Source organism: Rhodococcus koreensis, from assembly GCF_900105905.1.
Taxonomy (GTDB): domain Bacteria; phylum Actinomycetota; class Actinomycetes; order Mycobacteriales; family Mycobacteriaceae; genus Rhodococcus_F; species Rhodococcus_F koreensis.
The window spans coordinates 3,020,188-3,046,499 of record NZ_FNSV01000005.1 but is presented as its reverse complement, the minus strand read 5'-3'; the positions used below and the strand labels follow the sequence as shown (position 1 = coordinate 3,046,499).

Sequence of the window (26,312 nt, the reverse complement as noted above, 5' to 3'; positions counted from 1 at the left end):
GGCATGCGGGAACCCCGCCTTTTCATCGTTGTCGGTGCGGCGACGGGGCGTCTACCCCCGGCACGCGCAAGCCGCGGCGGCGTTATTCACCCGCGGTGCAGCAGATCGGTTGCCTGCTGGTTCCCACACCCGACTTCGGCCATGATTGAACCCATGGCCGATCCGCGCAGCGAGGCCCAGTTCCATCGTCTGCGGACACCGCGTTCCGCGGCGATCGCGGGCATCGTCTTCGGTGTGCTCTTCGCCACCTGCGTTGCCCTGCTGGCCGCGGCGATGCCGGCCACCGCAAGCGCGCCCTGGGCGCGGGGTGGATCTCAGATCACCACCGCCTTGTTCCTCGCCCCGATCGCGGGCATCGCGTTCCTGTGGTTCATCGGGGTCCTCCGCGACCGGTTCGGCGACCTCGAGGACCGCTTCTTCTCGACCGTCTTCGTGGGCAGCGGGCTGCTGTTCCTCGCCATGACGTTCGTGTCGATGGCGCTCGCGGGCGCACTGCTCGCCGTCTCCCGGAACGCCAACGTCCCGGAGAACGACATCGTGTACTTCGGGCGGGAGGTGATGCTGCACGTCACCAACGTCTACGCCGTGCGGATGGCCGCCGTGTTCATGATCTCCCTGGCCACGATGTGGTGGCGGACCCGGCTGATGCCCGGGCCGTTGGTGATCGCCACCTACCTGTTCGCGGTGGTGCTGCTGGTGGTCGTCAGCTTCAGTCTCTGGGTGGCGCTGGTCTTCCCGGCGTGGGTGCTGGCAGTCAGCGTGTACATCCTCGCCACCGATCACCGACAATCGGTCCGGCCGCGGGAGGGAGGGGGATGAGCACAGCGCCCGCCGGTGATGCCTACCGTCGTCGGCGCATCCTGTACGCCGAACTCACAATGGTGCTGTACATCCTCGTCGGGCTGGGCCTGGGGCTGACCGTCCCGAGGATCCGGCGCGGACCCGAACTGCCGGCTCAGCAGGTGATCGGCGTCCTGACCACGATCGGACTCGGTGTGCTCGGCCTGGTCGCCGTCATCTACTCACTGGGGATCCTGGTCGTGCGGTGGGTGGCCTCGAACTACAGCCCGCGCCTGACCCAATTCCGTGACACCCCGATTCTGCTGCAGACCTTCGCGTTCGCCCTCGGCGTGGCCGTCTTCTGCATCTCCGCGGCCTTCGCCACCGGCCCCCGCGCCCGGGTCTCGATGGCTGTCCTGATCATCGCCATCGTCTTGCTGGCCGTGATGGCCGTGCTGCTGCGGACCCTCCAGGTGACAGCGGCAACCTCCATCCAACTCTCGCCCGTCCTGAACTCCATCGCTGCCCGCGGCCGCGACGTCCTCGACGCTGCGAGCCCCACAGCCGCGAGCACAGTTGTGTCACCCGCAGCCCGCCTGCCCGAGCCTCGCACCATGGTCACCTGGCCGACATCACCTGCCGTGCTGCAAAGAATTCTGGTCGACCGCCTGGTCGGCGCCGCCCAGACCGCGAACGCCGTCATCGTCCTGCGCGCAGCCCCAGGCACCACCCTGCAGTGCGGCACCCCGGTCGCCGACATCCATGGGGAACTGGCACCGTCGATCGTCCTCGGCGGGCTGGTTGTCGGCAGCGAGCGGACATTCGAACAAGACCCGCTGTTGGCCTTCAGGCTCCTCACCGACATCGCGCTACGCGCGCTGCGGCCCAACGACCCCGCGACGGCGGTCCAGGCCCTCGACTACCTCGAGGACCTGCTCGCCCGGGCCGCCGCGGCACCGATCGAATCCCGGCGCGTCACCGACCGCAACAACGCTCTGCGCCTGGTGATCGCACGACCGGGCTGGGACGACTTCGTCCGGACCAGCCTCGACGACCTCATCCCCGCGGCGGCGACCACACCCAGTGTCCTCATCCGCATCCAGACACTGCTCGAACGCGTGCGGAACCGGGCCCACCCGGACCACCGCGACGTCCTCACCCAGCGGCTGACCCGGGTGAACGAACACCTCGCCACACTCCTTCCCCCTCCCGCGTGAACTGGCCGACGATCCCGCGCCCGGCGCGACGCTTCTCGTCGTGGCACCCGGACTGTTCGGGGAGGTAGCCCGGTCTAGTACTTCGGTCCGTGTCGGATACCCTGGGTGTGCCTCGTGCCCGGCGAGCGAAAGGGTCCGCACATGCGAAGCGACGACGATTCCCGGAGCGGCGGTTCCGTTCAGATGCCCCGGCAGGCCGTCACGATGCAGGACATCGCCGATCGAGTGGGTGTGTCGAAGGCATTGGTCTCCATGGTTTTTCGGCGTGTCGCCGGACCGAGCGCCGAGACGCGGAAACGCGTCCTCGAGGTCGCGGACGAGCTCGGCTACCGGCCGAACCGGACCGCCGCACTGATGTCGCTTCGTCGCACCCACCTCGTCGGCGTGATGGCCGACATCCGCAACAGCTTCCACGCCGAGATGGTCGAGTACCTCGTCGCCGCCGCCGACGAGAACGGGTACGAGGTGGTGCTCGGTGCGCTCACTCCCACCCACGCCGAACAGAAGGTGGTCGACACGCTGCTCGATTTCCGCTGCGAGGCGCTGATCCTGCTCGGCACCGAACTCGACACCGACGTCCTCGACGCGCTGGGGGAGCGGCTGCCGGTGGTCGTGGTCGGTCGTCGCGTCGGTGACAGCTCGGTGGACGTCGTGCGCACTGCGGACGGCAAGGGCATCGGCACCGTCGTCGATCATCTCGTGGAACTGGGTCATCGGCAGATCACGCACCTCAGTGGCGGTGCGGGCACGATTGCGGCCGACCGGAGATCGGGCTACAGCCGCGCCATGCGTCGCCACGGCCTCGACGTCGACGTCGTCGAGGGCGATTTCACCGACAACGCCGGGACGGTCGCGGCGCACACTCTGCTCGAGCGGTCCCAGCTGCCCACCGCGGTGATCGCGGCGAACGACCGCAGTGCCATCGGGCTGATCAGCGAACTGCGGAGCCGGGGCGTGAGGATCCCCGAGGACGTCTCCGTCGCCGGATACGACGACAGCCTCCTGGCTCAGCTCGCGCACATCGATCTGACGTCGGTCAATCAGCAACCGCGGGAGCAGGCCGCCACGGCGGTCGACGCGGTCATCGAGCGGCTGGACCGCGGCAGGATCGAATCGATCGCGACCGTTCTCCGGCCCCGGCTCGTCACGCGCCGGACCACCGGACCGGCGCCCGCGCCGGTGGAAGGATCCCGGTCCGACGTGTCCTGATCGGGAACGTCCACTGACACAATAATTTTCATTCTCACACCCGCCGAGGTCGCGTGCCGCCCGGCGGGTGTTCCTGTTTTCCCGGGTGTGTAGGCGCATGTCGCTCCGCGCAGGGCTTGACACCGCGGCGTGACTCAGCTCATAGTAGTCGTACTAGACCGGTCAAATAGACCGAACTAGTTGGACAGGACCCGCCGGTTTCTTCACCTTCTCGAAAGGCTTCACTCATGACCTCCAACTCGATCGGTGTCGCCGTCATCGGCGGCGGCATGGCCGGACGAGCGCACGCCGCCGGATATCGCATGGCGTCGACCCTGTTCGGGACCGACCGGCCGGACGTGCGTCTCGTCGCGATCGCCGACACCAACGAGGCCGTTGCCGACGACACCGCGAAGCGGTACGGCTACGAGCGGGCCGAGTACAGCTGGCAGGCCATCGCCGAATCCCCGGACATCGACGCCGTGAGCGTCGTCGTCGCCAACCAGTTGCACCGGGAGATCGTCGAAGGACTCCTTGCCGCCGGGAAGCACGTGCTGTGCGAGAAGCCGCTGGCCGGGTCGATCGCGGACGCCGAGTCGATGGTCGCGGCGGCGGCGGACGCCGACACGATCGCAACCGTCGGATACACCTACCGCCGCTCACCCGCGATCCAGGCGATCCGGGACGAACTCGCGACCGGACGTCTCGGCGAGATCATCCACTTCAACGGGCACTACTGGTGCGACTACGGCCTCGACCCGGCTTCGCCGATCACCTGGCGGCACCGCGGCGTTCCCGGCACCGGCGCGCTCGCGGACGTCGGCAGCCACCTGCTCGACATGGCCGAATTCGCGTGTGGTCCCATCGTCGAGATCAGCGGCGCCACCTTTGCCACGGTGATCACCGAGCGTCCCGTGCCTGCCGGAGTCACCTACGGCCACACCAAGGCCGAGACCACCGGGGAGATGGCCCCCGTCGAGAACGAGGACCTCGCGACGTTCACCGCGCGCTTCCAGAACGGCGCGGTCGGCACGTTCTCCGCTTCCCGTGTCGCGCACCAGCTTCCGGACGGACTCGGATTCGAGTTGTTCGGGACGTCCGGCTCCGCCGCCTTCGATCTGGCTCGCGCCGCGGAATTCTCGGTGTCCAGCGAGGGCATCGACCCCGCCGTCAACGGTCAGCGACGGGTGATCGTCGGGCCGCAGCACCCGTACATCCAGGGTGGCCTGCCGATGGACGCGGGCGGCGTCGGACACGGCAAGGCCGAGTTCTTCGCCTACCAGGCCCGCGCTTTCCTCGACCAGATCGCCGGCATCGACAACCTGGGGCCGCTGCCGACGTTCGCCCACGCCCTGCGCGGCATGCAGATCGTCACCGCCGTCGCCGAGTCCGCCCGCTCCCACGGGGCAGCCGTCAAGATCGGCTGACCCGGCCCCCTCGCCCGACCCACGACTCTTCTCACCACCAAGGACCACTCATGAAGCTCGGTGTCTACACCGCCATCCTGCACGACCGCAGCCTGCGCGAGGCTCTGGAGACCATCGCGTCCCTCGGGCTCGAGGGCGCGGAGATCAACGCGGGCGGATTCCTGCCCACCCCGCACCTGCCCGTCAAGGAACTCCTCTCCGGCGAGGTGTCGCCGCAGGAGTACCTGAAGGTGTTCGACGAGACCGGCGTCGCCATCGCCGGCCTGAACTGCAACGGCAACCCGCTGCACGCCGACCCCGAGGTCGGCGTCGAGGACGCCGAGGACCTGCGCAACGCCATCCGCGTCGCCGGCCTGCTCGGTGTCGACCGGGTGGTCACGATGTCGGGGCTGCCCGCCGCGCACGCGGGTGGCCAGTGGCCGGCATGGCACGTGAACACCTGGGACAGCGGCTATCTCGATTCCCTCGACTACCAGTGGGATCAGGTCGCGGTGCCGTTCTGGAAGAAGATCGACGCGCTCGCGCGCGAGAACGGGGTCAAGGTCGCGATCGAGATGCACCCGCAGAACCTGGTGTTCAACCCGCCGACGCTGAAGCGTCTGGTCGAGAAGACCGGTGCGACGAACGTCGGTGCCGAGATGGACCCGTCGCACCTGTTCTGGCAGGGCATCGACCCGGTCGCCGCCGTCGACTGGCTCGGTGACCTCGTCTTCCACGCGGCGGCGAAGGACACCCGGATCAACGAGAACTGCAAGATCTACGGTGTCCTCGACGACCGGTTCACCCGGATTCCCGCCGACCAGAACCCCACCGGACTCGGCGGCAGGCACGTGGTCAACAAGTGGCCCGAGGACTCGGCGTGGGACTTCGTCGCCGTCGGCCGCGGACACGACGTCGACTTCTGGTCGCGGTTCCTCGCGGCGCTGCAGCGAGTCGACCCCGACATGGCCGTCAACATCGAGCACGAGGATGTCGAACTCGGACAGCTCGAAGGGTTGCAGGTGGCTGCCCGCACGTTGAAGGACGCCGCGTCCGCCGTTGCATCAGGCTAGGACGCCCGACTCCCCACCCGCGTCCGCGCGGGTGGGGAGTTTTGTGCGCTGCGCCGCCAGACGGTCGAGGACCAGTCGCAGCGGCGGCCAGGTGGACCTGCCGCGGCGGGTCACGGCGTACGCCGTCAGCACCACCTTCGGGTTGCCGAGCGGCAGGACGGTGACCTCTTCGCGGGTGGGACGGTCGGCGGGCAGCAGGCCCACGCCGTAGCCGGCGGTGATGAGGTCCTCGACGAGGTCGAGGCTGTCGATCTGGTGGGCGATCCGCGGTGTGAAACCCGCGAGCGAGGCCAGCGTGCGGACGGCGTCCTCGTCGGCGGTGTTGCGGGAGTTCACGATCCACGGCGAATCGGCGTATGCCGCGACGTCGGCGGGTTCGACCGCGGCGGGTGCGGGGACGCCGAGTCCCCAGGCCGTCGACCACAGCGGGACGGCCTCGAGCGCCGCGCCGGGTGACGCCGGCGCCAGGTTGTAGTCGTAGGTCAGGGCGAGATCGAGTTCGTCGTCGGCGAGCAGTGCGAACGCCTCGACCGGCTCGTATTCGCTGATCACCACGTCTACCTGCGCGTGGGTGTGCGCCAGTTCGGCGACGACGGGGAGCAGCGACACCCGGATGCCCGTCGCGAAACCCCCGACGCGCAGGGTGCCGACCGGTTCGGCGTGGGGGTCGAGGTCGAGCCGGGCGGCGTCGACGGCCGCCAGGATGGTGACGGCGTGATCGGCGAGCCGGCGACCGGCCGGGGTGAGCCGCACCCGGCGGCCGATCGGTTCGACGAGCTGCGCACCCGTCTCCTTCGCCAGCGCGGCGATCTGCTGGGAGACGGTCGAGGTGGTCAGCCGGTGTGTCTCGGCGACCTCACGCATCGAGCCCAGGCGGGAGAGCTCGAGCAGGAGATGCAGGCGTCGGGTATCCACCCACATATTGTTCGCGATATCCGAACGATTTGTCCATGAAAGACACGTGGACGTGAACGGTTGTGGTGTCCTTGAATACAGGCATGACCAGGAACCCGACCCACGTCGGCGCGACGATGGCGCTGACCTCGATGCTGTGCGTACAGACCGGACTCGCGATCTCCGTCGGCGTCTCCGAACGCGTCGGCGCCGAGGGTGCCGCCTGGTTGCGCCTGGCCTGGGCCGGGGTGCTGCTGGCCGTGATCGTGCGGCCCCGTCCGAAGGCGTTCACGCGTTCCTCCCTCGTCGCGTGCATCCTGCTCGGAGTGGTCACGGCCGCGGTCACCCTACTGTTCATGGCCGCGGTCGACCGGATCCCGCTGGGAACCGCGAGTGCGCTGGAGTTTCTGGGACCCCTCGGCGTCGCGGTCGTGCACGGGCGGGGCCGCCTCCGGTGGCCGGCGCTGGCGGCCGTGGGAGTGCTGCTGCTGACGCAACCCTGGGTCGGCGGCGTCGACCCGGTGGGAATCCTGTTCGCCCTGGGCGCGGCCGCGTGCTGGGCGCTCTACATCGTGCTCACTCAGCGTGTGGGGGACGAGGTGGCGGGAATCAACGGTCTCGCGGTGTCCATGCCGGTCGCCGGATTGGTCGCGACCGTCGTGGGCGGGCCGTCGATGCTCGCGAAGATGACGCCGGACCTGTTGATCATCGGGCTGGGATTGGCGATACTGCTGCCGGTAGTGCCGTTCACGCTGGAGATGCTCGCCTTGCGCCGGCTGAACACGGCGGCGTTCGGGACGCTGATGAGTCTGGAACCGGCGTTCGCGTTGATCATCGGGCTCGTCGTGTTGCACCAGGTACCGGACCACGCGGCGGTGGCCGGGATCTGTTTCGTCGTCGCGGCGGGGATCGGCGCAGCGCGGGCCGGGGCGCGCACGTCGCCCGACGAGGACGAGGTGCCGGAGTCTGCCGCACCGTTGGCGGCGCCGACCTGCTACCTTGAACGTCGTTCAAGTTTGAAGCAAGAGGAGTCGTCATGACAGAAGTCGGGAGTGCTCGGGTGTCGAGGCTCGGTATTTCAGCGCGGGACATGGCGCAGATCGCGGTGTTCGCCGCACTGATCGCCGCGCTGGGTCTGCCCGGCGCCATCACGGTCGGCTTCAGCGGCGTGCCGATCACGCTGCAGACCCTCGGGGTCATCCTCGCGGGCGCCGTGCTCGGGGCACGCAAGGGCACCGCCGCCGTCGCGGTCTTCCTCGCACTGACCCTGATCGGACTTCCACTGCTGTCCGGTGGCCGCACCGGACTGACGGCGCTCGCCGGTCCCAGCGCCGGATACCTCATCGGGTGGCTTCCCGCGACGCTGGTCATCGGCCTCCTCACCGCGCGGATCCTGCCGAAGTACCCGATCGCTCTCGGTCTGCTGATCAACGCCCTCGGCGGGATCGTGATCATCTACCTGTTCGGCACCATCGGGCTGCTGCTGCGCACCGACCTCGGGGTCGGGGCCGCCATCACCACCAACTTCGCGTTCATCCCCGGCGACGCGCTGAAGGTCGTCGTCGCCACCGTCGTCGCCAAGAGTGTGCACCGCGCGTACCCCGGCCTCATCCGTACGTGATTGCCGTACTCGGCGGCGCCGGCGATCAGCCTGCTCTCGACGTCGACGGCCGCACGTACACCTACGCCCAACTCGACCGGGCGATCGACCGGTGGATCGACGAGCACGGCTCCGACGCGTCCGTCCACGACGCGTCGGAGTTGTCGGTTGCAGACGCGTTGATCTGCGTCTGCGCCGGCGCGCGGCGGGGGACCGCGGTGATCGTCGAGAACCCCGACGCCCGTCCCGACCGGCCCGCGATTCCGCCGTCGGCGTTCCTGCTGGTGGCCACGTCCGGTTCCACCGGCAGGCCCCGACCGCTCGCCCGCACCGCGGCATCCTGGTTCGACAGCTTTCCCGCCTTCACCGCGATCACCGGAATCGACGCCACGGACCACGTGCTGATCACCGGGCCGCTGCACGCCACGATGCACCTGTTCGGTGCGGTGCACGCGCTGTGGCGCGGCGCGTGCGTCACCGACGATCCGTCGCGGGCGACGGTGGTGCACGCCGTCCCCGCCGTTCTCCGTGACGTGGTGGGGAAGGCCCCGAAGCTGCGCACCGCGATCGTCGCAGGCACCGCCCTCGACGACGGCGCCCGCGCGGTGGCGGACGGGATCGAGATCGTCGAGTACTACGGCGCCGCGGAACTGTCCCTCGTCGCGGCGCGGAAGGTCCCCGAACCGCTGCGGCTGCTGGACGGTGTCGACGCCGACATCCGCGACGGACTGCTGTACGTCCGGTCGCCGTACAGCGTGATCGGGGCCCCGGACTGGTTCGGCGTCGGTGACCTGGCGGAACTCGGCGACAACGGGGAGCTGACCGTCCGCGGCAGGGGTGACTCCGCGATCAACGTCGGCGGCACCACGGTGGTCGCCGAGGACGTCGAGCGCATCCTCGAGACGCTCGACGGCATCGACGCGGTCGCCGTCGTCGGATCGCCGCACTCTGTGCTCGGCGAGACCGTCACCGCGGTGGTGGAGCTCGACGGCACCGCGGAGATCGCGGACATCCGTGCGCACGCGCGCCGGGCGCTGACGAAGGAAGCCATGCCCCGCCGCTGGGTGCCGATCGAGTCGCTGCCGCGGACTGCCAGTGGCAAGGTCGCCCGAGGCCGAGTGAGAGACTGGCTGGCATGAGCTCTGTCCCTGTACTGGTGGCGCCGCGCCGGACGCCGATCGGCAATGCCGGGCACGGGTTCGCCGATCTGACCACCACCGATCTGGCCGCCCCGGTGCTGCGCGAGGTCCTGGACTCGCTGCGCGGGTCGGGCCTCGTCGCCGAGGTCGACGACGTCGTGCTCGGCAACTGCCTCGGGCCGGGCGGCGACCCGGCGCGGGTCGCTGCCCTGCGGGCGGGGCTGGGTGCGGAGGTTCCCGGGGTCACCGTCGACCGGCAGTGCGGTTCCGGTCTCGATGCGGTGATGCAGGCCGCGCTGCGCGTGCGCAGCGGCGCCGACGAGTTGATCCTGGCGGGCGGCGTCGAATCGGCGAGCACCGCGCCGTGGCGGTTCTGGCCGCCGGTGCCCGGCGCCGACCCGGTGCGCTACACCCGTGCTCCCTTTGCGCCGCACGGCTTTCCCGACCCCGACATGGGTGTGGCCGCCGACGATCTCGCCCGGGTGCGCGGCATCAGCCGTGAGCGGCAGGACGCGTACGCGGCGCGGTCGCACACCCTGGCGGCGGCCGCCGACTTCTCGTCGGAGATCGTGCCGGTCGGCGACATCGCGAAGGACCAGCGCATTCGCGCAGGCCTGACGGAGGCAAGGCTCGCGCGACTGCGCCCGAGTTTCGGTGCCGACGGAACGGCCACCGCCGGGAATTCGTGCGGCATCTCCGACGGCGCCGCGGTGCTGGCCGTGACCACCGAGACGCTGGCCGCCGGACTGCCTGCGCTGCGGGTGCTCGGCTCCGCGGTCGCGGGATCGGACCCCGCGTTGCCCGGGCTCGGTCCGGTTCCGGCGATCCGCAAACTCCTGAAGCGAACCGGGCACGACGTGGCGGATCTGGGCGTCGTCGAGATCACCGAGGCGTTCGCGTCGGTGGTGCTGGCGGTGTCGGACGAACTCGGACTGGACGAATCCGTGATCTGCCCGCAGGGCGGCGCCATCGCCATGGGACACCCATGGGGGGCGTCGGGCGCGATCCTGCTGGTGCGCTTGGCAAGTCAGATGCTGCGCGAGGACGGGCCCGCGCTCGGACTCGCCGCCTGCGCCATCGGCGGCGGACAGGGCATCGCCGTGCTCGTGGAGCGTGTGTCGTGAGTGAGATCGTCTTCGACTCGGTGAGTCACGCCTTCGGCGACCGCAAGGTACTGCGCGGCGTCGACCTGCGTTTCGCGGAGCGTCGCGTCGGCATCATCGGATCCAACGGTTCCGGCAAGTCGACGCTGGCGCGGATGATCAACGGGTTGCTGAAACCCACCTCCGGCACCGTCACGGTCGACGGCGTCGACGCCGCCCGGAAGGGCGCGCAGGTGCGGCGGAAGGTCGGATTCGTGTTCACCGACCCCGACACCCAGATCGTCATGCCCACCGTGTCCGAGGATCTGGCGTTCTCGCTGCGCCGGTCCGGTCTGAGCAAAGAGGAGATCGCGACCCGCGTCGAGGAGATCCTGGTGCGGTTCCGGCTCGACAAGCACGCCGAGCATCCCGCGCACCTGCTGTCCGGGGGCCAGAAGCAGTTGCTCGCCATCGGCGCCGTCCTCATCCGCAGGCCCGAGGTGGTCATCGCCGACGAGCCGACCACGCTGCTGGATCTGCGGAACGCGCGCGTCGTCTCCGAGGCCCTCGATTCGATGGACCAGCAGGTGATCGTCGTGACCCACCAACTGGCGTTGCTGGAGAGTTTCGAACGGGTCATCGTCATCGACGACGGGCTCGTCGCGTTCGACGGCACCCCGGACGACGCCGTCCCCGCGTACCGGCAGCTGGTCGAATGATCGGGCTGTACCGCCCCGGCGACTCGCTGCTGCACCGGATGCCCGCCGGGCTGAAACTGCTGCTGTTGATTCTGTCGATCGTCGCGGCCACCGTGTTCGTGCGCACCCCACTCGAGGTCGGCGTCGTCGTCGTTCTGGTAGGACTGCTGTTCGTGGTGGCGTCCATTCCGTGGCGGGTGGCCGTGGCGCAACTGCGCCCGGTGGTGTGGATGTTGTTGATCATCGCGGTGTTCCAGGTGCTGATCACGTCGCCGTCGCGGGCGGTCGTCGTGTGCGGGGTGCTGGTGATCTCGGTGGCGCTCGCCGCGTTGGTCACGCTCACTACCCGGGTCACCGACATGCTCGACACCGTGTCGCGCGCGCTCGGGCCGCTGCGGAGAGTCGGGGTCGATCCGGACCGGATCGGGCTCCTCCTCGCGCTGGCGATCCGGTGTATCCCGCTGCTCACCGGGATCGTGCAGGAGGTGGCGCAGGCGCGGAAGGCACGAGGATTGCAATGGTCGATGACAGCGCTGGCCACACCGGTTCTGGTGCGTGCCCTCCGGACCGCGGATGCGATGGGCGACGCCCTCGTCGCACGGGGAGTGGACGATGACTGAGCTGCTGCCCGCTGAACGCATCGCCCGACGCGCCGCCGAGAACCCGGGGGCGGTAGCGATCGTCTCCGCCCGCGAGACCGTCGACTACGGCCGGTTCTGGTCGCGCGTCGCTCGGACCGCGGCCGGGCTCGACGGCATGGACCGGGTCGCCGTGCTGCCGACCTCGGACGTCGGGTCGCTGGTCGTCGTGACGGCCGCGATGCACGCGGGCGTCAGCGTCGTCCTGCTGCACCGGCACCTGCTGCCCGCGCAGCTGACGCGGGTGCTCGAACTCGCGAAACCCGGTGCCGTCGTCGCGGCGCCGCACCAGCACCGCCGGCTGCGGAGGCTGGGATTCGACGGAACCGTCGAGACGGCCGACACCCTGCAATCCGACGGCACCGCGGGCCGGGCACACCCCGGCGCCGAACTGCTGGTCGGCATCACCTCCGGCACCACCGGTGAACCGAAGTTGTTCGTGCGCAACCAGCGATCGTGGGCCACGACTCTCGACCGCTCCGACACGACGTTCGACATCGGCGGCGGCGACCGCGTGTCGGTGCCCGGGGTCCTCGACCACACGCATTTCCTGTACGGCGCGATCCACGGACTCAGCCGCGGCGCGACCGTGGACCTGCGGCCGGTCACGCAGTCGCTGGGCGACGCGGCCACCCACCTGTACTCGGTACCGACCATCGCCTGGGACGTCGTGCGGTCGGGGATCGGCACCGTCGACAGCGTCCGGGAGGTGCTGTCCTCGGCGGCCCGGTGGCCGCGCACGGGGCGTGAGGCGTTGCAGGGCGTCCTGCCGAATGCGTCGCTCGTGCATTTCTACGGAGCCTCCGAACTGAGTTTCGTGTCCTACGACCGGGGTCTCGGTGCCGCCGACGAGCATTCGGCGGGCGAACTGTTCGACGGCGTCGACGCCGAGATCCGCGAGGGCCTGGTGCACGTGCGCAGCGACATGCTGTTCGACGGGTACCTCACCGAGGACGGTGTGGTGAACGGCCCCGACGACGGGTGGATGACGGTGGGCGACCGCGGCCGGGTGGTGGGCAGCAGCCTGCAGTTGTTCGGCCGCGACAGCGACACGGTGATCCGGGCGGGACTCAATGTCGAACCCGCGGCCGTCGAAGCGGCGCTGACCGCGCTGCCCGGGGTCTCGGAGGCCGCGTGCATCGGGGTTCCCGACGCGCGGATGGGGGAGGCGCCCGCCGCCGCGATCGTCGTGCACGGCGACGCCCCGAGCACCGCCGAGATCTGGCGGCATCTGCGCGCGACCCTTCCCAGCCCCAGCATGCCGGTTCAGGTCCTCGTGGTGGACAGCCTGCCGCGCACGCCGCGCGGCAAGCTCGATCGTCCCGCACTCGCCGCCACCCTGGCCGACTCGCGGAACCCGAATCCCGGTTAGACGTCTCGGATTTCGAGGCTCAGCAGGTGGTAGCCCAGCGTCTTGCCGTGCCCGTCGAGTGCGGGTGAACCCGTGACGCCGCCACCGAGGACACCGGGCAGTTCGAACACCATCGCCAGCAGGTTGGGCTGGCAGGTGCGCCGGGCCGGTCCGGTGATCAGTTCACCGTAGCGGGCGGCGACGACGTCGTCGGTCAGTCTCCGCTCGAGCAGGCCGTAGGCGGCGCGGTCCCGGGCCAGCACGGCGACGATGAGCGTGTCGCCCTTGTCGCCGGCGCGGACGTCCGCGAGTGCGTCGATGCGCTGAACGGTGGCGGGCGTGGTCATTTCGACACCTCCGTGAGATGGACGCGGGTGGGCACGAGTTCGCGGGGGAGGGTGCACGAGCGGATCGCGAGCACCTCCGTCGCGGAGCGCCGGGCACCGCCGCCGCCTGCCGGTCCGTTGGTGTACAGGCTTTCCACCTCCCAGCCGACGAGGTCGGCTTCCTCGCGGGTCCGTGCCCGGGCCGTCACTCGCACGCGAACCTCGCGGGCATCCTCGTCCGTGTCGAGCCCGCGGAAAGCCGCACCGGCGCCGATGTATTCGACGGAGACGGCGTCCTCGCTGACACCGTGCACATCGACGAGTCGTTCGGTGACGATGTCGGCGGCAAGTCGGGCGCGGGGGTAGGCGCGCGGCCCCGCGTAGCTGATCTGCCCCTCGCCGAGCCAGCCGCCGCGGAAGCCGAGGGTCACCTTCAGTTCCCGCGGGCGGGGACGTCCGGTTGCACCGGTGATGGCGACGCGGTCGGGCCCGACGCTGCCGAACGACACGTTGCCGAAGTCCGCGGTGACATCGGGGGTCAGGTACGAAGTGGGATCACCCACCTCGTACAGGAGTTGCTCGGCGCAGGTTCGTTCGGTGAGGATGCCGCCCGATCCGTCGAGCTTGCCGAACGTCGCCGATCCGTCGGCGAGGACGTCGGCGAACGGGAAGCCGAGATCGGCCATGCCCTTCACCGGTTTGGTGACCGGATCGGCGTAGTACCCACCCGTGAGTTGCCCGGCGCACTCGAGCAGATGCCCGATCGCGGTTGCGGCGCCGATGGTTTCGTGATCGGCGAGGTCCCAGCCGAAGTGGTGGGCGAGCGGGGCGACGTAGAGCGACGGGTCGGCCAGGCGGCCGGTGACGACGACGTCGGCGTCCAGTTCGAGCGCGGGGAGCACGGCCTCCGCACCGATGTACGCGTTCGCACTAACGAGCACGTCTTCGTGCTCCGACAGGCGTTTCCCGGTCTCCCACACGACGGGGTCGTGGCGCAGCACCTGCTCGAGCACCGCGTCGCCCGTGACCGCGGCGATGCGCACCGGACGGTCGGCGGACCGGGACGCGATGCCGGAGACCAGTTCCGCGGCGGCGAGTGGGTTTGCGGCGCCGGCGTTCGTGATCACCGTGGTCCCGGACGCGAGGGTGTGCGGAAGCACCGCGCGCATGCGTGCGGCGAGCAGTGGATCGTAGCCTTCGTCCGGGTTCTCCAGCCGGCGAGCGTTTCCGGCGGCGACGGTGCGTTCGCCGAGGCATTCGAAGATCAGGTAGTCGAGGTCGGCGTGCCGGGCGAGTTTCTCGGCGGGGTCGATGCGATCCCCGGAGAACCCGGATCCTGCGCCGAGTCGCACGCTCCGCGCGGTGCTGCCACGGATGCTCGATGGTGTCACGGTTTCGAAGTCCTTTGCTGGTTCGACGGATGCGGCGGTGTCGGGGACGATTACAGCGAGAGGGCACCGGTGAGCAGCGCCACGACGGTCATCACGATCGTGGTCCCGAAGGCCCAGCCGAAGATGAACCGCTGATGCCTGCCGAGGTCCACCTTGCTCAGTCCGATCAGGATGAACGTCGCCGCGGTCAGCGGGCTGAGCGGGAACCCGGTGGTCATCTGACCGAGGATGGCGGCGCGGCCGATCTCGGCGGGATCGCCGCCGAACGACGCGGTGGTCTCCGCGAGCACCGGTACGACGCCGAAGTAGTAGGCGTCCGGGGTGAAGACCAGGCTGAGCGGCATCGACGTGATCGCGGTGATGACGGGGATCAGGGACCCGGCGGACTGCGGAATCCAGGAGACGAACGTCTGCGCCATCGCGGTGATCATGCCGGTGCCGTTGAGGATTCCCGTGAGCACGCCTGCCGCGAGGATCATCACGACCACCATGGTGACGTTGCCGCCGTGCTTCGCGAACAGGGCCTGCTGATCGGCCCACTTCGGGCGATTGACGGCGAGCGCGAGCGCGAAGGCGATGGCGAACGCCACCTCCAGCGGCACGAGTTGGAACAGCAGGATCACGATCAGGACGAGGGTGAGCACCGTGTTGAATGCCATCACCGCCCGGTGGCGGCGGGTACGCATCGGTGGGTCGGAGACGTGCGGTGTGCCGGGACCGCCCTCGCCGGGAGACACGAGTTCGGTCACACCGAGCCGTTTCCGTTCCGTGCGGCCGATCATGTACGCGGCGAACAGGACCCACAGCACTCCGGCGCCCATCGCGGGGAGGACCGGCGTGAAGATGTCGGCGCTGGTCAGGTCGAGCGCGGCCATGGCGCGGACGGTCGGGCCGCCCCACGGAATCATGTTCATCAGACCGGCGGCCAGGCAGACGATGCCGGTCAGGACGACCGGGCGCATCCCTAGCCGCTGGTAGATGGGCAGCAGCGCCGAGATGGTGATCAGGAAGGTGGAGGTTCCGTCGCCGTCGAGCGCGACGAGCAGGGTCAGCACCGCGGTGCCGACGGCGATCTTGGTGGGATTGCCGCCTGCCCACCGGACGATCCGGCGGATCGCCGGATCGAACAGTCCCACGTCGACCATCAGGCTGAAGTACAGCACCGCGAAGGCGATCATGATGGCGACGGGCGCGACCTTCAGGAGGCCGTCGCCCACCATCTCCCCGAGGTCGGGTGCCCACCCTCCCACGATCGCGAACGCGATGGGAACGAGGATCAGCGCGACGAGCACCGAGACCCGGCGGCTGAACGCCAGCGCCAGGAAACACGCGATCGTGGCGAACCCGAGTGCGGCAACCATGTGACCTCCTTCGAATCGGAGCCCCAGTGTCGCGCGCCTCACAATTGCGCGTCAAATATCAATGCATGATTGATTCATGATTTTTGCTCATGAATGAGTCGCGCAGATGGGACGGGCAACGTAGCGCCTCGGCGCATGAATAGCGGCCATACTGATGCACATGAGCATCAATCTGGGGATCTCGCACCTGAGGAGCATCGTCGCGATCGCCGACTACGAGAGCTTCACCTCGGCTGCTCACGCCCTCGGCGTGTCCCAGTCCTCCCTGAGCCGCTCGGTCGCCGAGGCCGAGCGCAGACTCGACGTCACGCTGTTCGAGCGCACCACCCGCCGCGTCGAACTGACCACGCACGGGCACGAGATCATCGAGCACGCCCGGCGGATGCTCCACGACTTCGACGACGGGCTCACGCAGATCGAACGATTCGTCACCGGTGACCGCGGAATCGTGACGGTGGCGTGTTTGCCCTCGCTCGCGGCCACGTTCCTTCCCCCGTACGTGGTGGACTTCCGCGAGCGGCACCCTCACGTGCGGCTCCAGATCCGCGACGGGCTGCGTCAGGAGGTCCTCGACGCCGTGTACTCGGGGACGGTCGACCTCGCCCTGGTCACCACCTCGGGGATTCTGCCCGGCCTGCAACAGGACGTCCTGACGAGCGACTCCTTCTATTGTGCGGTCCCGCCGACGCACCCGTTCGCCGAACGGCCGGTGCTGCAGTGGTCGGATCTCGCCGGGCAGCCGTTCATCGCGTTCGGCCCCGAGAGCAGTATCGCGGCGCCCGTGCGCCGGGCCGTCGAGGATGCTCGCATCGAACTCGGACCCGTCATGCAAGCGCAGAACATCGGCGCGGTAGCGGGTTTGGCGGCCGCCGGGCTCGGTGTCACCGCGGTTCCCGCACTCGTGCTTCCCATGATCTCGTTCGCCGGTCTCGTCCACATACCCCTGCGGCCGAGAGTCGAACGCACCATCTCGCTCGTCCAGGTCGCCGGCCGTCCCCAGACAGCGAGCACCCGCGGTTTCGTGAACGCCCTCCTCGCCGGCCGGAGCTAGTCGTGTTGTGCGACAGGGCCGGTGGTCGCGCGCCGGACCAGGTGCGGGGCGAGCACGAGGTCGACGGCCTCGCCCCCGGCGATCTGAGCCAGCGCCGCGTCGACGGCGGCGTCGGCCATGTGTGTGGCGTCCTGCGAGATCGTCGTCATCTGCACGTGCGGAATCCTCGCCAGCCGGGAGTCGTCGTAGCCGACGACGGAGATGTCCGCGGGCACGTCCCGGCCGCGGCGGACCAGTAGGTCGAGTACGCCGGTGGCGCACCGGTCGTTGAACGCGACGACCGCGGTCGGGGGAGTGGGCAACGCGAGAAGCTCGTGCATGCCCTGTGCGCCTTCGGTTTCCGTCGGACCACCGGCCACGACCGTGGCCGAATCCGACAGTCCGTGCCGGTCCATCGCGGCCAGGAAGCCGGCCCGCCGGTCGGCGCCGCCGGGGGCGTCGGCGCCGTCGATGTGGGCGATGTTCCGGTGCCCGAGTTCGGTGAGGTGGTCGACGGCCAGGGTGATGCCTGCGATGTCGTCGCCCCGCACGGCGCCGACGCCGGGCAGTCCGCTGGCGCGCGCCACGACGAGGGCGGGCAGGCGGTCGGCCAGCGCGCCGAGTTCGTCGGTGTCGAACCGGGAGCCGAGGAGGATCGCGGCCTCGCAGCGTTCCCGCATCAGCGCCTGGACCGCGACCTGCTCGGCGCGACTCGGGGCGACCGCGCTGAGCATCACGTCGTAACCCCGGCGGGTGGCCGCCGCGTAGATCTGTTCGACGAGGTCGCCGTGGAACGGTTGCTGCAGTTCGAACACGACGCCGAGGAGCCGGGAACTGGCCTGGCGCAGTTTCTGTGCGCGACGGTCCGGCACGTAGCCCATCCCGTCGGCGATCTCGAGCACCCGCTGACGGGTCGCCTCGCTGGCGCCGGGGACCCCGCGCATCACGATCGAGACGAGCGCTGTGGAGACTCCTGCCGCTCGCGCGACGTCGCCCATCGTCGGACGGGCGCCACCGGTCGGTCCCGCCACCGGTTCGGCCACGTGCACGACTCCTGTCTCCCGGGCCCGCGATCGGGGCCGCTCTTGACCAATGATCTCACGAGTTCTACGGTCTAGAACTAGAACGTACTAGTTCGCCTCTACCTCCACCCTTCACCGCACTGGAGCGCATTCATGTCACTCACCGAAGCCGCACCCGTCCGCTCGGCGACGGCCGCTTCCCATCCGGTCCGCATCGCGACGATCGGCGCCGGACGCATCGGCTCGAATCACGCGGAGATCGTGGCCCGCCTGGTCCCCGGGGCTTCGCTCGTCGCGGTCAGCGACCCGGTCGGCGAGTCCGCGCAACGTCTCGCCGCGGCGCTGGGCGCACCGCTCGCCACCACGTCCGTGGACGACGTCCTTACCAGCGACGAGGTCGATGCGGTGCTGATCACCGCCCCCGCGCGGAGTCACACGGACCTGGTGGTCGCGGCCGCGGCGGCCGGCAAGCACGTGTTCGTCGAGAAGCCGATGGCGGTCACCCTCGAGGACGCCGACCGCGCCATCGCGGCGGCCACGGACGCAGGCATCGTCCTGCAGGTCGGGTTCAATCGCCGGTTCGCTCCCGGGTTCGCCGCCGCCCGCGCGGCGATCGACGCGCAGAAGGTCGGAACTCCGCATCTGCTGCGTTCGCTGACCCGCGACCCCGGCCCGTTCACCGCCGATCCGGCGCGCATCCCGCAATGGACCATCTTCCTCGAAACGCTCATTCACGACTTCGACACCCTGTGCTTCCTCAACCCGGGTGCGCGACCGGTGCGGGTGCACGCGATGGCCGACGCCCTGGTGCGACCGGACGCCAAGAGCACGGGCCACCTCGACACCGCGGTCGTCACCGTGCAATTCGACAACGGCGCCATCGCGACGGCGGAGGCGAGTTTCAGCGCGCTGTACGGATACGACGTGCGCGCCGAGGTGTTCGGCTCCGGCGGCATGGTCACCGCGGGCAGCGGGCTCAGCACCGACATGACCTACTACGGCCCCGACGGGCAACACGCCGACACCGCGCGCCGCGACACCGACCTGCTCCACACCGCCTACGTGGGCGAACTGACCGCCTTCGTCGGCGCGATCCGCGCCCACACACCGGCCGTGGTCACGGGCGAGGATGCCCGCACCGCGCTGTCGATCGCACTCGCCGCGATCCGCAGCGTCGAGACCGGCGCCGCCGTCGATCTGGACCGGTGACCCCGATGACGTACACGCTCGCGGCCAGCGCCGAAATGCTCTACCTCGAACTGCCGTTCGCGGACCGTGTCCAGCGCATCGCCGAACGCGGACTCCAGGTGGAGATCTGGGACTGGTCCACCAAGAACGTCGACGCGCTCGTCGCGAGCGGCGCCGAATTCTCCTCGATGACGGGCTATCTGGAGGGCAACCTCACCGAGCCCGACAGCATCGAGGCGCTGCTCACCACCGCACGCCAATCCCTCGACGTCGCGAAACGGCTCGACTGCCCGAGGTTGAACCTGCACGGAACCGGACTCGACAACCGGGGTCTGCCCGTTCGTCCCGTCGAAATGGTCACGCCCGCAATGTGGCTCACTGCCGCCGACACCCTGCGGAAGGTCGCCGAACTCGGTGAACAGGCGGGCCGGGTGTTCACGCTCGAGAACCTCAACCTCGCCGTCGACCATCCCGGTACCCCGTTCGCGACCGCAGCCGACACCCTCGCTCTCGTCCGGGCGGTCGACAGCCCTCATCTGCGGATGAATCTCGATCTGTATCACGCCCAGATCGGCGAGGGAAACCTCATCGAACTCGTCCGGAAAGCGCTGCCCTACATCGGTGAGATCCAGGTCGCCGACGTCCCCGGACGCTGTGAACCCGGAACCGGCGAAATCCACTACCCGGCGATCGCCGCCGCCCTTCGAGACATCGGCTATACCGGCGTCGTCGGACTCGAAGGCTGGGCGAAGAACGATCCGGACGACGCGCTCGACGCGTTCGAGGCGGCCTTCGCGCACGGCTAGCGTCTGGACACTCCGCTGACACCGGGCCGTTGCCGCTGCACCCGGTAGGGTAAATCGCTCTGCCCGGCAACGGGTCCCGGTTCGACGGACACCGGCACCGACCTCGCCCGCGGCCCGACCGGTCGCGATCCGGACGGGATCGCATACGACCCGACACGCGGTGCGGTGTGGACCACAACGAATCCGTCGGCGCTGGCCCCGACGTGCTCGCCTACGACCAGGGCGCCCACCGTCTCTATGTCGCGGCCGAATCCGGCACCCTCACCGCATTCGACCAACAGGACCGCCACTTCGCCGAGATCGGGTCCGGTCATCTCGCCGATAATGCGCATGTGAAACAAATAGTCGGGCAACCATTCCGGAGAAGGCGAAGGCTGCGCCGGCCTGGAGCGGGCTCTCGATCCCCAGCCGACGGCGGCAACTCCCTGCGCACACTCGGATCACGCCGATTGTGAGGATTCCGCCGGTGTGTGATTGCCGACACATAGATTGACTTAGGGGCGCCAAACATTTTTACTTGAGCAGCCCGCAAACAAAGGGCAGGCTTAGCTATATCCTGTGAGTAAGCTGTGAGCAGATTCGAGAGGGGACCGTTCGTGACCACGCAAGCATGCCGCCTCCTCTCGAACGGCACCGGCTTCAGGAGCTGACAGGCTCCGCAGACTGGCGTCCGGGACAGCGCGCGCCGACACGCACCCGTCGACTTGTGTGGACTCCGTTCGCGCACTTCTCACTCAGGACCGGTTCGCCCATGCATCCCTGCTGTACCCGTACGCCCGAGCACGCGCCCGTCGTCGTCCGGAGCGTCCCGTGACGCGCCCCGAACCCGAGGTCGGGCCACCTACTCTGATCTCCCCCGTCACGCCCCTCGCGCCACGACAGGTTCGTGCCGACGCCGTGTCGTGGGGTCCGGTCCACGCAGGCAGGCCGCCACGCAACGGCCGGAAGCGTGTGCTGCCCGTTCCGCCGGGAGAGCCGGAACGCCCACTTGCACTTCATGATTCTTGGTTCATCGTGCTCGCCGCCGCGCTCCTGGCCGCACTGGCGCTCGCCGGGGTCCTGTGGATCTCCGTGCACGTCCGGGTGGATCCCGTGCTGCACACCGCGGCCCTCTTCGTGCACCTCGCGTCGCTGGTGCTCGGCTTCGGGGGTGTCCTCATCGCGGACTACCTGGTGCTGCTGTGGATCTCCGGCCGGTCGACCCTCGCCGAGGCCATCCGCGGCGCGGAACGCCTACACCTGCCCATCTGGGCCGGCCTCGCCGGCCTCGTGGCCAGCGGCGCACTCCTCGAACCCAATCTGGCCTCCACGCTCACCCGGACCAAGCTGGTCCTCGTGTTACTCCTGACCGTCAACGGACTACAGGCGCTGATACTGGGCAGGCGGATCGCGCACAGCGATGCGACGCATCTTCCGACCCGGCTGACGCTGTGGGGCGCGGCGACCGCACTCATCTCCCAGCTGTGCTGGTGGGGTGCCGTGTGGATCGGCTTCTGGAACGCCGAGCACTGATCTTCCCGTACCCCTGAGAGAGGCATAGATCGATGAAGAACACCCGCACGACGCTGTCGTGGGCCGCGCTGCTCGTCACGGCGGCGGCGTCGGCGACCGGATGTGCACCGGCCGCGTCATCGCACGCACTCCAGGATCTTCCCGGCAACCGTTACGCTCGAACCGCTCTCGTCGCGAGCAGTGCCGACGCCGCCGCCGCGACCACCGTTCCCGCAATGGTGAACGCATGGGGCGTGGCCATCCGCCCGCAGGGCGAAGGCGGCCACTTCTGGGTCGGAGCGGGCGGAAACTCCTTCGAGTTCGTCGGCGACGTGACGGCGTCGCCCGACCCCGCACTGCGCACACTGCACCAGGACGCGCTGCACGAGGTCAGTGTGCCCGGCGCGGATGCGGACACCTCCGAGGCCGGCCTCGGAAAGACCACCGGTGTCGTGTTCAACCCCGCACCCCTGACCTCCGACAGCTTCGCCGTCGCCGGGCAACCCGTGATGGTGGACGGGCGACAGGAGATGCTCGGTGGGTCGTCCCGATTCCTCTTCGCCACCGATTCCGGCCGCATCTCCGGTTGGACCGAGCAGGGGGCCGACGGACGTATCGTCCGGAACGACGGCCCCGCGAAGGAGATGTTCAACGGTGAGTCCGCGGGGATGAGCTTCTTCGGGCTGGCACTCGCACCCGGCCGAGACGACACTTTGTGGGCCGCCGATTTCGGTGCGGAGCCGCAGATCCGGCAGTTCGACAAGACCTGGCAGCCCGTCGCCACTCACGGTTTCGCCAATCCGTTCGCGACCGGAGACCCGCTCGACCCCGCCGACCCGAACGGTGGCAAGCACACCCGCCCCGGCGATCCGGCCCCGTTCAACATCGTCACGGCCGGTGACCGGGTCTTCGTCACGTATGCGACGACCAAGGCTGCCGAGAACGGCACGGGATTCGACGCGGGCGAGGAGGACTCACTCGACGCCGAACAGGAGACCGCGAGCGGCGACCGCCCCGACCGCGGCAAGGTCGCCGAGTTCGACGCCGCGGGCAATCTGGTCCGTGTCCTCGACGACCAGGGCCGCCTCAACGCCCCGTGGGGTATCGCTGTCGCACCCGCCGATTTCGGTGCGCTCGCCGGCGCGATCCTCGTCGGCAATTTCGGGGGTGCGGGCCGGATCGCCGCATTCGACGACGAGACCGGCGCCTTCATCGACTACGTACGTGACGAGTCCGGTGCCGTCCTCGCCGTGGAGGGCCTGTGGGGACTGTTGTTCGGCAATGGGGAGAGCCTCGGCGACAGCAGTTCGCTCTACTTCACGGCCGGTCCCGCGGACGAGACGGATGGCGTCTTCGGCCGCCTGCGCGCGGCCAACTGACATGGACGACACCAATACCCACGGACTCGGGCTGAGCGTCGGAACGGCGTGCGCCGTCGCAGCGGTTGCCGGTGCGGTCGGCGTCGACGACGTGCTGACCCGCCGTTCCACGCTGACGTTCGGCCCGTCGTCGACCGTGCGGTTGGGCGACCAACCGGGCGACACGGGTGTGGTGGCGGGCTTCGCGGATCGGATCGGAGAGGCCGTCGTCGCGGGCGACGGTCTCCGCTACTCCGGACAGGATCTGGTCGCCGCCGCCGCGCACTGCCTGATCGTGGAAGCCGACCAGCCGGACGACCCGCCGATCGTGCTCGCCCACCCGGCCGTTCACCTGCCCCGGGTCGTGAACGCACAACGGGAAGCGCTCGATCGTGCGGGTCTCGGCAGGGTGGGTCTGGTCGCCTCGCCCGTCGCCGCCGTCGCCTGGCTCGAGTCCGAACACGGTCCGCTCGGCGAGGGACTCGCGCTCGTCTGCGAGTTCGGTGCCGACAATCTCGACCTCACTGTCGTGGCGTTCGGTGCCGCGAGCGGTTCCGATCCGATAGTGGGGCGGCCACTCCGTTCGACGGAGTTCCGCGGGCGTCACCTCGCCGGGGTGGGGGAGGACTCGATCGACGACACGGTCTCGGGGAGTCTCGAACTCGTCGCGGACTGTCTTCGTGTCGCTCGCGTGAACGTCACCGATCTCGACGTAGTCATCGTGACCGGTGCCGCGGCGACCGATCCCGTCGTCGAGGAAGTGCTGTCCGGGGCGCTGGGCGCGCCGGTGGTGTGCGAGCCGGCGCCCGGCCACGCATCGGCCTGTGGGGCAGCCGTTCTCGCGGCGGCAACCAGGTCCGGTACTGCAGCAACAGCATCCGCGCATCCGGCGTCGGTTGGACGACGGGCCCTGCGCGTTACTGCAGCCGCGACCGCCGCCGCTGCGATGATCGCCGTCCCGTGGCTTGCCCGCGACATGACCTCGATACGGGAGCCGGGGGCGGGTTCGTCCGTCACCGCACACGCGTTCGAGTTGATCGAACAACCAGGGCCGCCGCGAATCCCGGCCGCGAGAACCACAGCCTCGAGCCCGGCCGTGTCCGCGGTGGCGGTTCCCCAGGCCGCGCCGGCTGTGGCAGTTACCCCGGCCGGGTCGAGATCGTGGGTTCCCCGGCTGGTATCGATTCACGCGCATCCTCCGCTGATCGAACCGAGCGTCGAATTCACCGTCGAAGCCGAGCCTCTCCCAACGGCATCCACATCTGCGCCACGAATCTCCGCGGTGACACCGGTGGTGTTCGCGCCCACGAGCGCTCCGGTTGCGACCTCGACTCCGCCGGATCCCACCGAGTCCACTCCGGCGCCCACCGAGTCCACGCCGGCGCCCACCGTCGGACCCGACCCGACGACGTCGCCTGTCGAGCCGCCCCTCACGGACGCGCCGAGCGAACCGGCTCCGGACCTCGACGACCCCGCGTTGCCCTCATCTTCGCCCTCCGAGTCGGAGCAGCCCACCTCGTCACCGTGACGACCCGCCGCTCAGCACGGTTGTCCGCCGGTCGCTCCGGTGGCCGGACACACGTCCCGTGGTGTGGGCCTCGATCATCCGTTGCTCGTCGCGTTGGGAGCCGCGCAGCGGCACGGACGAGGCGGACGCGGCGTCGAGCAGCGCGCGCAACTCCGGCTGCTCGCCGGCCAGTTCGCGCCACGCCGCGTTCACGGGTGTGCCGTCCTCGACGGCCTGGTCGAGGCGGGCGGCGAGATGGTTGCTCCACCGGTGCTGCAGGGCGAGCAGGATGTTGTCCGCAGAACCGAAAAGCTGGATCGCGCCGGGCACTTCGTCGAACCGCAGCGCCACTGCGGGGTCGACGTGCGCCCGCGCCAGGACCTCTTCCAGTACCGCCCGGCGAGCACGGAAATCGTTCCACGACATCTCGGCCACCTCCGTGGTTCCGTTGATCCGTGAGTCTTTCGGCGCATACCCGGTCCTTCAGGTCCGGGTGAGCCGATCTGTTTGTGTCGGACTGTGTGGCTAGTGTCTGGGTTATGGCGGGGAAGATGGTGAAGCGGGCGTTCAAGTATCGTTTCTATCCGACTGCGGTGCAGGCGGAACAGCTTGCTCGGACGTTCGGGTGCACCCGGTATGTCTACAACCGGGCGTTGGCCGAGCGGACGCGGGCGTGGTCGCAGGAGCAGCGACGGGTCACCTACGCGGACACCTCGAAGATGCTCACCGGGTGGAAGCGTGATGCCGAGACGGAGTGGTTGTCGGAGCCGTCGAAGGGGCCGTTGCAGGAGTCGCTGCGGCAGTTGCAGGGTGCGTTCGAGAGGTTCTGGCGCAAGCGGGCCGGCTACCCGAAGTTCAAGAAGAAGGGGCAGTCGAAGGATTCGGCGACCTACTTCTCGAACTGCTTCACCTACCGGAGTGGGCAGGTCCGGTTGGCCAAGCAGTCCGAACCGCTGGATATTCGGTGGTCGAGGCCGCTACCGCAGGGGGTGACACCGTCGCAGGTGACGGTGTCGCGCAATGCTCGTGGTCAGTACCACATTTCGATTCTCGTCGAGGACACGATCACCGAACTCGAGCCGATCGATCGGGTGGTCGGGCTCGATGCCGGGATCACCAGCCTCTACACGCTGTCGACGGGGGAGAAGATCGCCAACCCGCGCCACGAGCGCACGGATCGTGCGCGGTTGGCGAAGGCGCAACGAGCACTCGCCAGGAAGGAGAAGGGATCCCGGAACCGGGCCAAGGCCCGATTGAAGGTCGCGAAGATTCATGGTCGGATCGCCGATCGGCGGCGCGATTATCTGCACACACTCTCCACTCGGCTGGTGCGCGAAAACCAAGTGATCGCCGTCGAGGATCTGAGTGTGCGGAACATGGTCAAGAATCGGTCGTTGTCTCGGGCGATCTCGGATGCGGGGTGGTCCGAGTTCCGGTCCATGCTCGAGTACAAGGCCGACTGGTACGGGCGGCGGGTGGTGGCGGTCGATCGGTTCTGTCCGTCGTCGAAGACCTGCTCGGTGTGCGGGGAGGTCGCGTCGACGATGCCGCTGGACGTGCGGGAGTGGGCGTGCCGGTGCGGCGTCGTCCATGATCGGGATGTGAACGCGGCAAGGAACATTTTGGCCGTCGGACTGACGGTGGCAGCCTGCGGAGACGGTGTGAGACCGCCCCGCACATAACGTGTGGGGCGGCGACTGTCGGTGAAACAGGAACCTCGGGGCGCGAGTCTGGAGGGGATTCTCGGTCGTTCACGGCCGAGAGGA

Annotated in this window: 26 protein-coding genes; 19 read left to right on the top strand and 7 right to left on the bottom strand. The window is 69.2% G+C overall.

Annotated elements, in window-relative coordinates; all coding sequences use genetic code 11:
- Positions 1 to 153 precede the first annotated feature (153 nt).
- The 5 genes from BLV94_RS18615 to BLV94_RS18595 all read left to right on the top strand — a co-directional run bounded on the left by BLV94_RS18615 (position 154) and on the right by BLV94_RS18595 (position 5,664).
- On the top strand, positions 154 to 819 hold the full coding sequence (locus BLV94_RS18615) for a hypothetical protein (protein WP_072946877.1): 666 nt from the start codon (positions 154 to 156) through the stop codon (positions 817 to 819).
- Positions 816 to 1,997, top strand: a complete 1,182-nt coding sequence (locus tag BLV94_RS18610; protein ID WP_072946876.1) for a DUF2254 family protein — start codon at positions 816 to 818, stop codon at positions 1,995 to 1,997. The genes BLV94_RS18615 and BLV94_RS18610 overlap by 4 nt, the downstream gene beginning before the upstream one ends.
- 141 nt (positions 1,998 to 2,138) lie before the next feature.
- A complete protein-coding gene (locus BLV94_RS18605) occupies positions 2,139 to 3,206 on the top strand; it encodes a LacI family DNA-binding transcriptional regulator (RefSeq protein WP_083395609.1) in 1,068 nt (355 codons plus the stop codon).
- Between the two features lie 227 nt (positions 3,207 to 3,433).
- Entirely contained in the window at positions 3,434 to 4,612 is a 1,179-nt protein-coding gene (locus tag BLV94_RS18600; protein WP_072946874.1) for a Gfo/Idh/MocA family protein, read from the top strand.
- Between the two features lie 50 nt (positions 4,613 to 4,662).
- Positions 4,663 to 5,664 (top strand): sugar phosphate isomerase/epimerase family protein, encoded by a 1,002-nt coding sequence (locus tag BLV94_RS18595; RefSeq protein ID WP_072946873.1) that lies wholly within the window; start codon positions 4,663 to 4,665, stop codon positions 5,662 to 5,664.
- Here the strand turns inward: BLV94_RS18595 and BLV94_RS18590 are convergent.
- Positions 5,656 to 6,579, bottom strand: coding sequence for a LysR family transcriptional regulator (locus tag BLV94_RS18590; RefSeq protein WP_072946939.1), 924 nt, complete (start codon positions 6,577 to 6,579; stop codon positions 5,656 to 5,658). The two genes, BLV94_RS18595 and BLV94_RS18590, sit on opposite strands and share 9 nt — an antisense overlap.
- Positions 6,580 to 6,662: 83 nt before the next feature.
- Here BLV94_RS18590 and BLV94_RS18585 point away from each other — a divergent pair, with 83 nt between their 5' ends.
- Genes BLV94_RS18585 through BLV94_RS18555 form a run of 7 tightly spaced genes read left to right on the top strand, consistent with a single transcriptional unit; the run spans position 6,663 to position 13,087 of the window.
- Entirely contained in the window at positions 6,663 to 7,598 is a 936-nt protein-coding gene (locus tag BLV94_RS18585; protein WP_072946871.1) for an EamA family transporter, read from the top strand.
- Positions 7,595 to 8,179: a biotin transporter BioY gene (locus BLV94_RS18580; protein ID WP_083395608.1), complete on the top strand. Its 585-nt coding sequence runs from the start codon at positions 7,595 to 7,597 to the stop codon at positions 8,177 to 8,179. The genes BLV94_RS18585 and BLV94_RS18580 overlap by 4 nt, the downstream gene beginning before the upstream one ends.
- Positions 8,176 to 9,297: a class I adenylate-forming enzyme family protein gene (locus BLV94_RS18575; RefSeq protein WP_072946869.1), complete on the top strand. Its 1,122-nt coding sequence runs from the start codon at positions 8,176 to 8,178 to the stop codon at positions 9,295 to 9,297. Before BLV94_RS18580 ends, BLV94_RS18575 begins: the two co-directional genes overlap by 4 nt.
- Positions 9,294 to 10,421: a thiolase family protein gene (locus BLV94_RS18570; RefSeq protein ID WP_072946868.1), complete on the top strand. Its 1,128-nt coding sequence runs from the start codon at positions 9,294 to 9,296 to the stop codon at positions 10,419 to 10,421. The genes BLV94_RS18575 and BLV94_RS18570 overlap by 4 nt, the downstream gene beginning before the upstream one ends.
- Positions 10,418 to 11,098: an energy-coupling factor ABC transporter ATP-binding protein gene (locus BLV94_RS18565; RefSeq protein WP_072946867.1), complete on the top strand. Its 681-nt coding sequence runs from the start codon at positions 10,418 to 10,420 to the stop codon at positions 11,096 to 11,098. Before BLV94_RS18570 ends, BLV94_RS18565 begins: the two co-directional genes overlap by 4 nt.
- Positions 11,095 to 11,697 carry an energy-coupling factor transporter transmembrane component T family protein gene (locus BLV94_RS18560; protein WP_072946866.1) on the top strand — a complete coding sequence of 201 codons (603 nt, stop codon included), beginning with the start codon at positions 11,095 to 11,097 and terminating at the stop codon, positions 11,695 to 11,697. The genes BLV94_RS18565 and BLV94_RS18560 overlap by 4 nt, the downstream gene beginning before the upstream one ends.
- On the top strand, positions 11,690 to 13,087 hold the full coding sequence (locus tag BLV94_RS18555; RefSeq protein WP_072946864.1) for an AMP-binding protein: 1,398 nt from the start codon (positions 11,690 to 11,692) through the stop codon (positions 13,085 to 13,087). Before BLV94_RS18560 ends, BLV94_RS18555 begins: the two co-directional genes overlap by 8 nt.
- On the opposite strand, the gene BLV94_RS18550 is transcribed toward BLV94_RS18555, so the two are convergent.
- Genes BLV94_RS18550 through BLV94_RS18540 form a run of 3 tightly spaced genes read right to left on the bottom strand, consistent with a single transcriptional unit; the run spans position 13,084 to position 16,144 of the window.
- The gene (locus BLV94_RS18550) at positions 13,084 to 13,413 is read right to left on the bottom strand and encodes an AtuA-related protein (RefSeq protein WP_072946862.1); all 330 of its coding nucleotides are present in this window, start codon (positions 13,411 to 13,413) and stop codon (positions 13,084 to 13,086) included. The two genes, BLV94_RS18555 and BLV94_RS18550, sit on opposite strands and share 4 nt — an antisense overlap.
- Positions 13,410 to 14,783 (bottom strand): acyclic terpene utilization AtuA family protein, encoded by a 1,374-nt coding sequence (locus BLV94_RS18545; RefSeq protein ID WP_072946860.1) that lies wholly within the window; start codon positions 14,781 to 14,783, stop codon positions 13,410 to 13,412. The genes BLV94_RS18550 and BLV94_RS18545 overlap by 4 nt, the downstream gene beginning before the upstream one ends.
- A gap of 50 nt (positions 14,784 to 14,833) precedes the next feature.
- A complete protein-coding gene (locus tag BLV94_RS18540) occupies positions 14,834 to 16,144 on the bottom strand; it encodes a CitMHS family transporter (protein WP_072946859.1) in 1,311 nt (436 codons plus the stop codon).
- Positions 16,145 to 16,298: 154 nt separating this feature from the next.
- On the opposite strand from BLV94_RS18540, the gene BLV94_RS18535 reads away from it, so the two are divergent.
- On the top strand, positions 16,299 to 17,195 hold the full coding sequence (locus BLV94_RS18535) for a LysR family transcriptional regulator (RefSeq protein WP_072946858.1): 897 nt from the start codon (positions 16,299 to 16,301) through the stop codon (positions 17,193 to 17,195).
- On the opposite strand, the gene BLV94_RS18530 is transcribed toward BLV94_RS18535, so the two are convergent.
- Positions 17,192 to 18,217, bottom strand: coding sequence for a LacI family DNA-binding transcriptional regulator (locus tag BLV94_RS18530; RefSeq protein WP_072946937.1), 1,026 nt, complete (start codon positions 18,215 to 18,217; stop codon positions 17,192 to 17,194). The two genes, BLV94_RS18535 and BLV94_RS18530, sit on opposite strands and share 4 nt — an antisense overlap.
- Positions 18,218 to 18,349: 132 nt before the next feature.
- Here BLV94_RS18530 and BLV94_RS18525 point away from each other — a divergent pair, with 132 nt between their 5' ends.
- Together BLV94_RS18525 and BLV94_RS18520 are read left to right on the top strand one after the other, a co-directional pair.
- Entirely contained in the window at positions 18,350 to 19,405 is a 1,056-nt protein-coding gene (locus BLV94_RS18525) for a Gfo/Idh/MocA family oxidoreductase (RefSeq protein ID WP_072946857.1), read from the top strand.
- A gap of 5 nt (positions 19,406 to 19,410) precedes the next feature.
- The gene (locus tag BLV94_RS18520; protein WP_072946934.1) at positions 19,411 to 20,190 is read left to right on the top strand and encodes a TIM barrel protein; all 780 of its coding nucleotides are present in this window, start codon (positions 19,411 to 19,413) and stop codon (positions 20,188 to 20,190) included.
- Here BLV94_RS18520 and BLV94_RS49600 read toward each other — a convergent pair.
- Entirely contained in the window at positions 20,187 to 20,504 is a 318-nt protein-coding gene (locus tag BLV94_RS49600; protein WP_167372171.1) for a hypothetical protein, read from the bottom strand. The two genes, BLV94_RS18520 and BLV94_RS49600, sit on opposite strands and share 4 nt — an antisense overlap.
- Positions 20,505 to 21,000: 496 nt before the next feature.
- Here BLV94_RS49600 and BLV94_RS18510 point away from each other — a divergent pair, with 496 nt between their 5' ends.
- Genes BLV94_RS18510 through BLV94_RS18500 form a run of 3 tightly spaced genes read left to right on the top strand, consistent with a single transcriptional unit; the run spans position 21,001 to position 24,567 of the window.
- Positions 21,001 to 21,702, top strand: coding sequence for a hypothetical protein (locus BLV94_RS18510; RefSeq protein ID WP_072946932.1), 702 nt, complete (start codon positions 21,001 to 21,003; stop codon positions 21,700 to 21,702).
- Positions 21,703 to 21,734: 32 nt separating this feature from the next.
- A complete protein-coding gene (locus BLV94_RS18505; RefSeq protein WP_072946854.1) occupies positions 21,735 to 23,060 on the top strand; it encodes a TIGR03118 family protein in 1,326 nt (441 codons plus the stop codon).
- 1 nt (position 23,061) lies between these two features.
- On the top strand, positions 23,062 to 24,567 hold the full coding sequence (locus BLV94_RS18500) for an Hsp70 family protein (protein WP_143051406.1): 1,506 nt from the start codon (positions 23,062 to 23,064) through the stop codon (positions 24,565 to 24,567).
- Here the strand turns inward: BLV94_RS18500 and BLV94_RS18495 are convergent.
- Positions 24,559 to 24,981: a hypothetical protein gene (locus BLV94_RS18495; protein WP_072946853.1), complete on the bottom strand. Its 423-nt coding sequence runs from the start codon at positions 24,979 to 24,981 to the stop codon at positions 24,559 to 24,561. The genes BLV94_RS18500 and BLV94_RS18495 overlap by 9 nt on opposite strands.
- A 104-nt stretch (positions 24,982 to 25,085) precedes the next feature.
- Here BLV94_RS18495 and BLV94_RS18490 point away from each other — a divergent pair, with 104 nt between their 5' ends.
- Positions 25,086 to 26,228, top strand: coding sequence for an RNA-guided endonuclease InsQ/TnpB family protein (locus BLV94_RS18490; RefSeq protein ID WP_174705546.1), 1,143 nt, complete (start codon positions 25,086 to 25,088; stop codon positions 26,226 to 26,228).
- Positions 26,229 to 26,312: the final 84 nt, after the last annotated feature.